Consider the following 12409-nt stretch of genomic DNA (forward strand, 5'->3'; position numbering starts at 1 on the left):
GAGCACGGTCCTCACGATCCGGCTCGCCACGCCCACATGCGTTCCACTCCCTCGGCAAGTGACATGAGTGGCCGCCAGCCAAGAGCGTCGGCCGCGAGCGACACATCGAGCGTCGAGTGCGCGGCGTCAGTCGCCCGTGCCTCATGCCGCACCACGCGCAAGGCGTGCGGCGCGACCACGGGCCTCAATACCTCCAGCAGCTCGTCAAGCGTGGTGGGCACCCCGGAGCCGATGTTGACGATGGGCGGCGCCGAGTCAGCGCGGTGAGCGGCAAGTGCAGCGCGTGCGATGTCGTCGACGTACACATAGTCGCGCGTCGCATCCGGATCTCCGTAGAGATGCACCTCGCTACCGCCCAATACCGCCTCCATCCAATGGGCGAGCACTCCTTGGCCAGGCGCGGGGCGCTGCCCAGGCCCGTAGGCGTTGGCCACGCGCAGTGTGACAGTGTCGAGGCCCGATTGCGCGAGGTGGTTCTCGATCTCGTACTTCGCCTCGCCGTAGGCATTCACCGGGTGCACGGCGTCACCCTCTGCGAACGGCGGGGTGGACGGGGGGCCGTAGAGCGTGCCTCCCGACGAGAAGCTCACGAGACGCGGGCTCATACCGGCATCGGCGAAGAGGTGCAGCGCTTGATCGATATCGCGCTTGTCCGCATCGATCAACGCGGGTTGCTCGACGGCAAGCCTGGGATTGATGCGGGAGGCGCACCACACCACCGTGCGCACAGAGAGCGCCTCGGGGTTGAGGAGACCGCCGTTCACCAGCGGGTCGTCGAGGGTAAAGCCGCGTGCGGTGACGCCTGCCGCGGCGAAGACTTCGCAGATCGCGCCGCCCAGGAAGCCAGCGGAGCCCACCACAGCCACCTCGTACACTGGGTGCTCCCCGCCGCTACTCACAGTGGATAAGCCTATGACCTCGCACCACAGCGACCGGCCCTTGCTGGTGTTGGCATCGACGTACCCTGCGCACAACGGCGACGGGACGCCGTCGTTTGTGAGGGACCTTGCCGTCGGGCTCGCAGACCGTTTCGCCCCGCACCTGCTGGTGCCTGCCGTACCTGGCGGGCCGTCTGAAGAGGCGGCCGACGGCATCACCGTCTCCCGTTACCGCTACTTTCCGCGGCGCTGGGAAGACGTCGCTCACGGCGCCATCCTTGAGAACGTGCGATCCCGCAAGTCCCGGTTGATTCAACTTCCGTTCCTCGTCGCCGCCCAATGGCGGGGCGTCAGGCGCGAACTGCGTCATCGTCGTCCCGATGTCATTCACGCGCACTGGATCATCCCTCAAGGGCTCGTCGCGCGCGTCGCGGCTCCAAGGATTCCGCTCATGGTCACCACACTTGGGGGCGACCTCTACGCACTCAACGACCCAATTTCGCGCGCACTCAAGCGCTCCGTGCTGCGCCACGCGAGCGTGGTCACCGTGATGAGTGCCGACATGCGCTCTCGCGCCATCGCTCTGGGAGCCGACCCGGCCACCACCCACGTGCTGCCCATGGGCGCCCAAGTCGCGCAGTTCGCCGATGCCGCGGCCGGACGTGCCGACCGCACCGCCGATGGGTCGGTGCGCCTTCTCGCCGTGGGCAGACTGGTGGAGAAGAAGGGCTTTCATCTGTTGCTTCAGTCTCTCGCCGACGTCGGCGGCGAGGGGTGGCACCTGACGATCGTGGGTGACGGGCCCCAGCGGGCAACTCTCGAGCGTGCTGCCGCTGGGCTTCCCGTGACCTTCGCCGGACAACTGACCCGCGAGCAGCTCACGAGGGCCGACGCCGAGGCGGACATCGCAGTGTTCCCTTCCGTGCGCGCGGCGAGCGGAGACCAGGACGGACTCCCCGTTGCTCTGCTCGAGGCGATGGCGTCGGGTTGCGCCGTGGTGGTGTCCGACCTCCCTGGGCTCGCGGAGTCCGTGGAGCCGGGCGTCTCTGGACTCGTGGTCCCCACCGGCGATGCGGGGGCGCTCACCGAGGCGCTCGCGCGACTCATCGGGGATCGCGACGCCACCGTGGCAATGGGTCTCGCGGCGGCGGACCGAGCACTGCGCTTCGACGTGTCGGCGGTCGCCGACGCGTATGCGGCGCTGCTCGAAGAGGCAGCGTCACGCCGAGCGTCGGCCGAGGAGGGTTAGCGCCCCAAGCGCTCGTACTTCATCTCAGTCTCGAGAGCTCCGTGGAGCGCGGCGCCGTACCGTCCCTGACACTCACCGGAGCCATGGTGCGGCGTTTCTGACGTGACACGCCGGCGTGGCGGGTCGCGCTGTGTCAGAGACGGTCCGCAAGAGGGCTGGACGCGGTCGCGCCCATGGCGCCCGGAACGCCTAGCGCCCCAGGCGCTCGTACTTCATCTCAGTCTCGAGCTTCTTGGCGCGCCACCACGGCTCGTTGTCGCGGTACCAGGCGATCGTGGCGGCGAGGCCGGCGGCGAAGTCCTTGTAGACCGGCTCCCAGCCCAGCTCCTCGCGCAGCTTGGTCGAGTCGATCGCGTAACGCATGTCATGACCGGGGCGGTCGCTGACGTGGTCGTATGCGTCGGCGTCTTGGCCCATCTGCTCGAGGATCATCTCGATGACGGACTTGTTGTCCATCTCGCCGTCGGCGCCAATGAGGTACGTCTCGCCAGCGCGACCCTTGTCGATGATGGTCCAGACGGCGCGGTTGTGGTCGTCCACGTGAATCCAGTCGCGCACGTTCTCGCCCTTGCCATACAACTTGGGGCGAATCCCGTCGAGCACGTTCGTGATCTGGCGGGGAATGAACTTCTCCACGTGCTGCGCTGGCCCGTAGTTGTTGGAGCAGTTGGAGATGGTCGCCTCGACCTTGAAGGACCTGACCCAGGCGCGTACCAACAGATCCGAGGCGGCCTTTGAGGACGAGTATGGAGAGGACGGGTTGTAGGGCGTTTCCGCCGTGAACTTGGCAGGGTCGTCCAACTCGAGGTCGCCATAGACCTCGTCGGTCGAGACGTGGTGCAACTTCTTGCCGTGGCGGCGCACCGCCTCGAGCAGTTGATAGGTGCCGATGATGTTGGTCTGCACAAATGGCCACGGGTTGTCGAGCGAGTTGTCGTTGTGACTCTCTGCCGCGAAGTGGACTACCAGATCGTGCTCCGCCACCAGGTCATGGACCAGTTCAGGCTCGGCGATGTCGCCCTTGACCAAGGTGACCCGCTCATCATCGGGGAGCGAGGCCTCGTTGCCGGCGTAGGTGAGGGCGTCGAGCACCGTCATCTCCACGTCGGGACGCTCCTCGAGCGTCAACCGCACAAAGTTGGAGCCAATAAAGCCGGCGCCGCCGGTGACAAGAGCCTTCATGACAGCCTTCCTCGCCCCCGCGTTCGCGGGGTCCCCAGAATCCTATGCGTCCGCGTCGCCCGTGAGTGAAGCGACGAAGCCCGCAACGGCGTCGGCCGTGGGAAGCAAACCAGCGTCGCGGGCCACCTCAAGCGTGGGGGCCGCCTCGTCCTTGGGCGACAGCTGCGGCGTCAACGGAGCGCCGTGGCGGCCCACGCTTGGCCACTCGATGCCGATGGCGGGATCGAGCGGGTTCACCTCATGCTCGCGGCCAGGCGCGTAGGGAGTAGAGCACAAGTACATGACGGTCGAGCCGTCCTCAAGCGACATGAACGCGTGGCCAAGGCCCTCCGAGATGTACACGCCCCGGCGGTCGACGTCGTCGAGCAGCACGGAGTCCCATTGGCCGTACGTGGGAGAGCCGACTCGGATGTCTACCACCACGTCGAGCACCGCGCCCTTGGCGCACGTCACATACTTTGCCTGTCCTGGAGGCACGTCGGCGAAGTGGATACCGCGCAACACGCCTGCGGCCGACACTGACAGATTGACCTGCGCCAAAGAAAAGTCATGCCCGACCTCAGCAGCGAAGGGGGCGTCCTTGAACACCTCGAGGAACAGACCGCGGTCGTCGCCAAAGTGGCGGGTGGTGATTTCCCACGCACCCGCGATGCTCAGTTCCCTGTACTCCATGGCGCCTCCCTTGCCCGCAACAGCCTAACGGCCACGCCACCGCCAGGCTGTCGGTCAGCGACTAGCCTTGACTGCGTGAACCTCTCCCAGACCCGCATTCTCATCACCGGTGCCCACGGGATGCTCGCGACCGATGTGGTCGAGGCGCTCGGCCACGCGGGAGCGGCCGACGTAACGCTCACCGATCGCGATGAACTGGACATCCTCGACGCAGAGGCAGTGGCAGCAGCGGTTGCCGGTACGGACCTCATCATCAATTGCGCGGCCTTCACTGCGGTCGACGCTGCGGAGGAGCAAGAGGACCTCGCGCTCGCAGTGAACGCGACAGGGCCTGCCAACATTGCGCGCGCTGCCGCTACCGCCGGAGCACGGATGATCCACATCAGCACCGACTACGTTTTTGCAGGGGACGCGGCGACTCCGTACGCAGAAGACGCGACGATGAACCCTGCCTCCGCCTACGGGCGCACCAAGGCGGAGGGTGAGAACGAGGTTCGCGCTTCCGGCGCCGACGCCCTCATCCTGCGCACCGCCTGGCTCTACGGACGCGGCGGGCCTTGCTTCCCCAAGACCATCGCCAAGGCCGGCCGCGAACGGGGAGCCCTGTCAGTAGTGGACGACCAAATGGGGCAGCCCACCTGGACCCGCGATGTGGCCGCCTTCATGATTCGCCTGCTCGAGGCCAACGCCCCGGCCGGTACGTATCACGCCACCTCTGACGGACAGTGCTCCTGGTACGACTTCGCCAAAGAGATCGCGGCGTCGGCTGGGCTTGGCGACATCGTCTCTCCCACCGACTCCTCCGCATACCAGCGGCCGGCGCCGCGGCCCGCATGGTCGGTGCTAGGCCACGACGCCCACGAGGCACTCGGGATCGAAGGCATCGGGAACTGGCGTGAGCGCTGGGCGGTTGCGGCCGACGAGGTTCTGGCCTAGCGGTGCGCCGCCGCGCTGGCAGCAGCCGGGCTACCGGCCCTCGTCCAGCACCTTGAGCAAGTACTGCCCGTAACCAGACTTGGTGAGCTTCTCCGCCCGCTCGCGAAGTTCGTCGTCGCTCAAGAAGCCGCGACGCCACGCCACCTCTTCTGGGGCGCCGATGCTCATGCCCTGGCGGTGGACCACCGTCTGGACGAACTGGCTCGCGTCCAGGAGGGAGTCGAAGGTACCGGTGTCGAGCCAGGCCGTGCCGCGAGGGAGCACGCCCACCTGGAGCTTGCCAGCGTCGAGGTAGTGCCTGTTGACGTCGGTGATTTCGTACTCGCCGCGGGCGCTCGGCTTGAGGCCCCGCGCGATCTCAATCACGTCGTTGTCGTAGAAGTAGAGGCCAGGCACCGCGTAGTTCGACTTGGGGTTGGCCGGCTTCTCTTCGAGCGAGATCGCCTTGCCGTTGGCGTCGAACTCCACCACGCCGTACGCGGTGGGATCCGCCACACGGTAGGCGAAGACGGCCGCGCCGTCGATGTCGGAGAACCTCTGCAACTGCGAGCCGAGCCCGTGGCCGTAGAAGATGTTGTCCCCAAGCACGAGCGCTGCGCTGTCGTTACCCACGTGCTCGGCACCGATCGTGAAGGCCTGCGCCAGGCCATTCGGTTCGGGCTGCTGTGCGTAGGAGATCGAGATGCCGAACTGGGAGCCATCGCCCAAGAGGCGCTCGAACTGCTCGGCGTCATGGGGCGTCGTGATGACCAACACGTCCCTGATGCCCGCGAGAATCAGTGTCGACAAGGGGTAGTAGATCATCGGCTTGTCGTAGACGGGGACGAGTTGCTTGCTCACGCCCACGGTGATCGGGTGCAGTCGGGTGCCGGAACCGCCAGCCAGGATGATGCCACGCATGGGCACTAGTCTGCCCGAGCCGTCAACCTCTTGCGAGCAGCGGCCACTTCCGCCCTTTGTCGAGCGGCCAATCCGGCGGTCACGACGGCGCGAAGCGGCGCCTGCCACCAGTGCGGATAGGCGCCGGCGACGTATCGGCGTGCCGACTCGTGATGCGCCTTCAGCATGGGCGCGGGATCCGATCGGTAACTGTGTCCGCCGAGATGCGTCACCACCGCTTGCGGGATCCACACCTGCCGGTACCCAGCCTCACTAAGACGCCTTCCGAGGTCGACATCCTCAAAGAACATGAAGAACCGCTCGTCGAATCCGCCCAGCCGTTCCCAAGCGGTGCGCCGCACCAGGAAGCACGATCCCGACAGCCACCCCGCCTCCACTTCTCCCCCGGCGGGGTCGAGATCAAGCTTGTACCGACGCGTCCACGGGTTGCGCGGCCAGGCCTTTCCAAAGAGCGCATGGCCGGTGCCGAGCAGGAACGTCGGCAGCGGTCTCGCCGACGGATACGTGGAGCCGTCAACCTCTTGCACCCGCGGCCCCACGGCACCGATCGCGGCATCGGAGGCGGCCGTGTGGAGCATCGCTGCCACGGCGCCGCTCTCGAGCACAATGTCGGCATTGGAGACCAGAATCCACTCGGCACCACCCTGCCGCGCGCCGACATTGGCGGCGGTCCCGTAACCACCGTTGCGTCCCGTCTGGACAAAGCCGACGCCAGCGTCGGCCGCCGCCTTCTCGGCAACGTCGTCTCCCGAAGCGTTGTCGACCACGGTGACGCTCGCGACGCCATCCGCACCCACCGCGGAGGCGAGGAACGACGCGATGGTGTCGCCGGGCTTGTATGTCACGACGACCACATCGGCGGAAGGCTTGGGCATGTCCCCGAGCCTAATCCGTTGCGGTGCCACACCTGGCGCCCCTACGGCCGGCCCCGCAACTTGTCGAGCTGACGGCGCTCCTTCTTGGTGGGCCTGCCAGAGCCGCGATCGCGGAGCGCAGGGGGCGCGACAAACTCGGGCGGCGGAGGTGCGGGGGTGTGGTCGACGTATGCCGCCGCGGCCGGCTCAGCCCCCACGCGCTTCGCCAGCAACTGCCTGACCTCGACCACTCGGTCGATACCCCCAGCGCGCACCACCACGCGGTCGCCCACCTTCACGTGGGTGGCGGCCTTGGCGCGATCCCCGTTGACGCGCACGTGACCCGCGCGACACGCCATCGTGGCCTGAGTGCGGCTCTTGTACAGGCGCACAGCCCACACCCATGCATCGGCGCGCACTGACCCGGTGACCATCCCCCGAGACTAAGCCAGCAACGTACGCTTGGTGGGTGCAAACAGTCTTGGAGATCATCGGATGGATCGGATCCATCCTCATCGTCGTATCACTCACGCAATCGCAAGTGCTGCGGTTCAGGTGGATGAACCTGACGGGTTCCGTCGTCGCGACCTTCTACAACGCGGTCATCGAGGTGTGGCCCTTCGCGGCCATGAACGGCGCCATAGCCATCATCAACGTGTACTGGCTGCTCCGGTTGCATCGCGAGGCCAGCGATCCAGGAGTGTTCCAGGCGCTCACCGTTGATCCAGACAACGCCTACCTGCGCCACGTGCTCGACGTGCACGCCGACGACATCCAGGCGCACCAACCCGGCTTTGTCGCCGACCCTGGTGAGGGTGCTGGTTCGCGCCTCACGCTCTTGGTGGTGCGCGGCGATGAAGCCGTCGGCGTGGTCGCCGTCAGGGACTTGGGGGATGGCAAAGGCGAGGTCGAACTCGACTGGGTCAAGCCGCGCTTCCGTAACTTCACGCCTGGACAGTTCGTGTACCGCGACTCCGGCGCGCTTCCCGGCGCAGGCTTCCGCACTCTCACCCTGACGCCGCATCGCGCGACGGACGTGGAGTACCTTCGCCGCGCGGGATTCCGGCTCGAGGGCGAGCAGTGGGTGCGAGAGCTCAAGACTCCGGCGTGACCGGCCCGCCGTGCCCGTGCGGCTCGGGCGCGACGTACCGCGAGTGCTGCGGCCCGTTCCTTCGCGGCGAGTCTGCCGCCCCCACCGCGGAAGCCCTCATGAGGTCCAGGTACACCGCCTACGTGCGCCGCGACGCCCGGTACCTGCTGAGCACGTGGAACCCGTCCACACGGCCAGCGGCTCTCGACCTGGACGACGCCGTATGGCTTGAACTCGAGGTGAAGTCAGTCAGCGCGGGCGGCGAGGGCGACGCGTCGGGCACCGTGTCGTTCGTGGCGCGTTATCAAGGCGCCGACGGCGTGGTCGCCGTGATCGAAGAGACCAGTCGCTTTGTGCGTGAGCCCGTTGGCTGGCAGTACGTCGATGGCGACCTCGGTCCCGCGGCTAGTCGTCAGAGACCTTGAGGTCGAAGCTCGCGTCTGCCACGTCAAACGTCAGGACCACGCTGGCATCGTCCTTTGTCCAGCGCATCACCCCTGCGGTTCCCGCGGTCTCGAACGAGAAGTAGCCGTCGAAGGCAGGGTGGGTGTTGCGCAACTTCATGGCGTCGAGTTGGGCGGCGACGATGGGCCGCTCAAGCGCCGACTCGATCTGCTCGGCAGAGAAGTGGTGCCGGTTCACGTCGCGCCCCACGCCGGTGCGTTTCAGCAACTCCATGTCGCCGGTGCCAGCGAACAGTCCCACGTAGTACACCTGCGGGATGCCCGGGGTCATCAATTGGATGAGGCGGGCAAGGAGGTAGCGATCGTCGTCTCGACCAAGCGCATCGTAGAAGGTGCAATTGACCTGGTAGAGATCGAGGTTCGAGGCGGCAGCCCCGGTCGCTGCCAGGCTCGTGCCGTGGCTGGCATGGTGGATCGAGTCCACTAGCGCGTCGATCTGGCGCGGCTCCAGCAGACCCGGTTGCCCGGGCGCCAAGTCGCTCTCACCCACATCGACGATGCCGATGCCGTCGTGCGTGTCGAGGACGGTGACCGCGTTCTTTGGTCGTATCGCGAACCACTGCTTGAGCGGTTCGAGGTCGCGGGCGTGGAGTGCGTGGAGGACGAGCGGCGGCAGCGCAAAGTCGTAGACCAGGTCGACGCTCTTGGCGATTTCGATTTGCTGGCTGTGGTGGCCGTGAACCTCCAGCAACACCTTGGCACCGCGCTCATGGGCCATGGCGACGATCCGTTGCGTGTAGGCGCTGGTCGATGGCGTCATGAAGCAATCGGTGCCGGTCTCCTTGCCGGTGTAGCCCACCGCGTCGAGGCGCAGCATCGTCACCCCGCCGGATGTCAGGGCGTCGACAACCGACTCGAGGTACTCCCACGCCTGAGGCGTCCTCAGATCAATGTCGATCTGCTCGGGCGTGAACGTCGTCCACACGAGCCGCCTCTTGCCCGCCCACTCGATGGGAGTGAACGGCAAGCCTGGCCGCGGGCGGTAGATGCGGGTGAGGTCACTCTCCGTAGCGCCACCGGGAAACACCGCATCAAGCGTAAGGAACATAGGGGCCCACGGCGACTGATCCCCCCGGCGCACCACATCCTGGAATTGGGGAGACTCGGCGGAGACGTGGTTGACTATCACGTCGCTCATCACCGTGTGGTGGTCGCTGAGCGAGCGAACGTCGTCCCACGTGCCCAACCGTGGGTCCACGGCGGTGTGGTCCTGCGGATCGAAGCCAGCGTCGACTCCGTCGTACGGCGTGAAGTAGGGCAAGAGGTGGACCCCCGCGAAGGCGCCTGTGAGGGGGCCCTCCAAGAGGTCGTGAAGCGCGCGCACCGAGCCGCCGCACCTGTCGAGGTACGCGATCAACTGCGGTCCGTCTGTGCGGGGTTGAGTCATGAGGCACTCCTTGGCGCTGAGTCAGGTCTAGGAACGAGAAAGCACTCGGCGCAACCAGGCCGTCCGCGCCGCTCGTGCATCGCGAGCCATGCGCGCCCACGGCGCGAGGAAGTCGAACCCGTGTGCACCACCTGGCCACACGTGGAGTTCGGCGTCACCGCCCGCCGTCCAGATGGCGTCGGCAAAACTCACGCACTCGCTGCGGAAGGTTTCCGCCGATCCGACGTCGATGAAGGTCGGGGGCAGGCCGCGGTGATCGTCGCACGAGGCCGCCGATGCGTAGGGAGGCGGGGCGGTTTCCGAGGGGTCCTGCCCCAAGTAGGCCCGCCATCCGGTCGCGTTGGCCGTGCGATCCCACGAGCCGGTGCCTTCCATCTGCCTGGCGGACGGCGAGTCGCTCCTGTGATCGAGCATGGGGCACATGAGCAGAAGACCCGCGAGGGGTGGGCCGTCGTGGTCTCTGGCATAAAGCGCCGCGGTCGCCGCGAGCCCCCCGCCAGCGCTCACTCCAGATAAGACGATGCGTGAGCCATCGAGCAGCGGCGGCGCGTCGTCGCTGGCAAGCCACGCCAAGGCCGTGGTCGCGTCGTCAAGGGCGGCAGGGAAGGGATGCTCAGGGGCCAGGCGGTAGTCGACGACCACCAGCGCGCAACCGGCGTCGGCGACGCCTTGAAGCAGTCCGGGAGTGTCCGAGTCTGCCTGGCCAGCGATGAGGCCCCCGCCGTGCAGGTGAAGCAACACCGGCAGCGGTCGTCGCGCATCCACCGGCGTATAGACGACGACGGAAAGCCCAGTGCCGTCCGACGGCCTTGTCACGGTGCGCTCTTCCCGTGCAAAGGCGCCGTGCATGGTCAGCTCGGCCATCGAGAACGGTGCGGCGAGCGCTCGCACGTGTGGGATATCGGCGTCGGTCATGCCGGTCACCACGGCGTCGCCGTATTCATCAAGGGCTCTCGCGACCGCCGCGTCGAACGGCGGCCGCGCTGTCACATCGGTCATCCCTTGACTGCACCTTGAAGGAGCGCGGCGACAAACTGGCGCTGGAAGGCGAGGAACACCAACAGCGTCGGCGTCAGGATCAGGAGCGACCCTGCACACAGCATTGGGATGTCCGTGCCCCACTGTCCCTGGAAGGCCCCAAGAGCACCCGCCATGGTGCGTTTGGTGGGGTCGTCTACCAACACGATGGCGAGTAGAAACTGGTTCCAGGTCCACAGGAACAGCAGAATCGCGAGCGAGGAGATCGCCGGCATCGACAACGGCACGTGCACTCGCCAGAAGAGCTGCCACGTGGATGCGCCGTCGACCCTGGCGGCCTCTGAGAGGTCCTGGGGCATGTTGACAAAGTGCGCGCGCATCCACATCACGGCAAAGGGCATGAAGAGACCGAGCAGCGGCAGAATGATCGCCCACTGCGTATTTAACAGGCCATATCCGCGGATCTGGTAGTACAGCGGCACGATGATTCCCTCGAAGGGAAGCGTCAGCCCCAACACAAAGATGATGAAGAGCGTGCGACGGAACGGCACCTTGAGATGACCGAGCGCGAATCCGGCGAGCGTCGCGATGAGCACGGCGGCAGGAACGACGCCCAGCTCGATGAGAAAGCTCGACTTGAGCAACGCCGCCATGTTGGCCGCTTGGAAGGCGTTGCCAAAGTTTTCCCAGTGCGGGTCCTCTGGCCACTCGAGTCCCGCGGGGTAGGTCCCGGGCTCGTGCAGTGCCGTCACAAAGAGGCTGACGAACGGAATGATCGTGATGAACATGACGAAGACGAGAAGGCCACGTCCGAGCCACAGCTCGCGGGCAGAGGTTTTCACGATTCTTCCTTTCCGCGAGCGAGGCGATGGAGCGGCAACACGACGGCGAGCACGAGCACGGTCAGGGCGACGGCGAGCGCCGAGGCTTGACCGATCTCGCGTTGGAGGAACGCGAGGTAGTAGATCTCGAGTCCGGGCACCAGAGTGCTGTTTCCTGGCCCTCCTTGGGTCGAGATGTAGATGATGTCGAAGCTTCTGAGCGCGCTAATCACCGTGATGGTGATGGCGACTCCAAGTTCTTGCCGCACGGCGGGAAAGGTCACCGCCATGAACTCCCGGACGGGCCCGGCGCCATCGAGGCGCACGGCCTCGTAAAGCGCGGGGTCGATCTTGGTCATGCCCGCGAGGAGCAGCAGCATGCACAGGCCGAGTGAGACCCATGCGCCGATGACGCCGACGGCGGGGAGGGCTGTGTCGAAGTCCCCCAGCCATGCGCGGGTGACGTCGCCAAGGCCGATCAGCCTGAAGAACTGGTTGACAGCGCCATCGGTAGCCATCAGCCAGGTCCACATGATGCCTGCCGCGACCAGCGGAATGACCTGCGGGAGGAACAGCACGGTACGCGACACGAGCGCGAGGCGGCTCGTTCCGAACTTCCTGATCAGCGCAGCCGCAATCAGGCCGAGCGTGACGGGAACGAGCGAGAAGTAGAGGATGAGCTGGAAGGCGTTGAGGATGGAGCCGAAGAGTTCCTCGTCGGTGAAGAGCCGCGCATAGTTGTCGAAGCCGATCCACGTGGCTTGGGTGATCCCGTCCCACTCGTAGAACGAATACTGAATGGTCGCGCCGAGAGGGGTCAGTACGAACACCGCGTACACGATGGCGGCCGGTGCCACGAGCGCGAGACCTGGCAGCCCGCGGCGCAGGCGTCGCGCGCGGTCCGCGCGACGCCGGGCCTCGGGGGTGAGCGACGGCTCCGAGACGGACGGGCGGCGGTTGAGGCTGGTGCCCGTTCGCCTGGATGCAGTCATAGTGAA

The 12409-nt window shown here is 66.4% G+C and carries 14 protein-coding genes; 4 read left to right on the forward strand and 10 right to left on the reverse strand.

The genetic code is table 11. The annotated features are described in order from the left end of the window. Positions 1-11 precede the first annotated feature (11 nt). Positions 12-899, reverse strand: coding sequence for an NAD-dependent epimerase/dehydratase family protein (locus LGT36_RS11400; protein WP_226264579.1), 888 nt, complete (start codon positions 897-899; stop codon positions 12-14). A gap of 13 nt (positions 900-912) precedes the next feature. On the opposite strand from LGT36_RS11400, the gene LGT36_RS11405 reads away from it, so the two are divergent. After that, complete coding sequence (locus LGT36_RS11405) at positions 913-2127, forward strand: glycosyltransferase (RefSeq protein WP_226096757.1); 1215 nt, start codon at positions 913-915, stop codon at positions 2125-2127. 189 nt (positions 2128-2316) lie between these two features. Here the strand turns inward: LGT36_RS11405 and rfbB are convergent, their stop codons facing one another. Then, positions 2317-3309 (reverse strand): dTDP-glucose 4,6-dehydratase, encoded by a 993-nt coding sequence (gene rfbB / locus LGT36_RS11410; protein ID WP_226096756.1) that lies wholly within the window; start codon positions 3307-3309, stop codon positions 2317-2319. Between the two features lie 42 nt (positions 3310-3351). Further along, positions 3352-3981, reverse strand: coding sequence for a dTDP-4-dehydrorhamnose 3,5-epimerase family protein (locus LGT36_RS11415; protein ID WP_226096755.1), 630 nt, complete (start codon positions 3979-3981; stop codon positions 3352-3354). A gap of 75 nt (positions 3982-4056) precedes the next feature. On the opposite strand from LGT36_RS11415, the gene rfbD reads away from it, so the two are divergent. Then, positions 4057-4917, forward strand: a complete 861-nt coding sequence (gene rfbD, locus LGT36_RS11420; protein ID WP_226096754.1) for a dTDP-4-dehydrorhamnose reductase — start codon at positions 4057-4059, stop codon at positions 4915-4917. A 30-nt stretch (positions 4918-4947) separates the two neighbouring features. Here the strand turns inward: rfbD and rfbA are convergent, their stop codons facing one another. Genes rfbA through LGT36_RS11435 form a run of 3 tightly spaced genes read right to left on the reverse strand, consistent with a single transcriptional unit; the run spans position 4948 to position 7105 of the window. Then, complete coding sequence (gene rfbA, locus LGT36_RS11425) at positions 4948-5817, reverse strand: glucose-1-phosphate thymidylyltransferase RfbA (RefSeq protein WP_226096753.1); 870 nt, start codon at positions 5815-5817, stop codon at positions 4948-4950. 5 nt (positions 5818-5822) lie between these two features. Next, on the reverse strand, positions 5823-6692 hold the full coding sequence (locus tag LGT36_RS11430; protein WP_226096752.1) for a glycosyltransferase family 2 protein: 870 nt from the start codon (positions 6690-6692) through the stop codon (positions 5823-5825). Positions 6693-6733: 41 nt separating this feature from the next. Further along, the gene (locus LGT36_RS11435; protein WP_226096751.1) at positions 6734-7105 is read right to left on the reverse strand and encodes an RNA-binding S4 domain-containing protein; all 372 of its coding nucleotides are present in this window, start codon (positions 7103-7105) and stop codon (positions 6734-6736) included. Positions 7106-7140: 35 nt separating this feature from the next. On the opposite strand from LGT36_RS11435, the gene LGT36_RS11440 reads away from it, so the two are divergent. Then, the gene (locus LGT36_RS11440) at positions 7141-7782 is read left to right on the forward strand and encodes a hypothetical protein (protein WP_226096750.1); all 642 of its coding nucleotides are present in this window, start codon (positions 7141-7143) and stop codon (positions 7780-7782) included. Continuing rightward, entirely contained in the window at positions 7779-8186 is a 408-nt protein-coding gene (locus tag LGT36_RS11445) for a YchJ family protein (protein ID WP_226096749.1), read from the forward strand. The genes LGT36_RS11440 and LGT36_RS11445 overlap by 4 nt, the downstream gene beginning before the upstream one ends. On the opposite strand, the gene gtfA is transcribed toward LGT36_RS11445, so the two are convergent. The 4 genes from gtfA to LGT36_RS11465 are packed head-to-tail and all read right to left on the reverse strand — an operon-like array spanning position 8167 to position 12403. Next, positions 8167-9612 (reverse strand): sucrose phosphorylase, encoded by a 1446-nt coding sequence (gtfA, locus tag LGT36_RS11450; protein WP_226096748.1) that lies wholly within the window; start codon positions 9610-9612, stop codon positions 8167-8169. The two genes, LGT36_RS11445 and gtfA, sit on opposite strands and share 20 nt — an antisense overlap. 27 nt (positions 9613-9639) lie before the next feature. Further along, positions 9640-10611 (reverse strand): alpha/beta hydrolase, encoded by a 972-nt coding sequence (locus LGT36_RS11455; RefSeq protein ID WP_226096747.1) that lies wholly within the window; start codon positions 10609-10611, stop codon positions 9640-9642. Continuing rightward, positions 10608-11432, reverse strand: coding sequence for a carbohydrate ABC transporter permease (locus LGT36_RS11460; protein ID WP_226096746.1), 825 nt, complete (start codon positions 11430-11432; stop codon positions 10608-10610). Before LGT36_RS11460 ends, LGT36_RS11455 begins: the two co-directional genes overlap by 4 nt. Further along, positions 11429-12403, reverse strand: coding sequence for a carbohydrate ABC transporter permease (locus tag LGT36_RS11465; RefSeq protein ID WP_226096745.1), 975 nt, complete (start codon positions 12401-12403; stop codon positions 11429-11431). The genes LGT36_RS11460 and LGT36_RS11465 overlap by 4 nt, the downstream gene beginning before the upstream one ends. Between the last annotated feature and the right edge of the window lie 6 nt (positions 12404-12409).

The sequence above is a fragment of the Demequina sp. TMPB413 genome (assembly GCF_020447105.2).
In the GTDB taxonomy this organism is placed as follows: Bacteria; Actinomycetota; Actinomycetes; order Actinomycetales; family Demequinaceae; genus Demequina.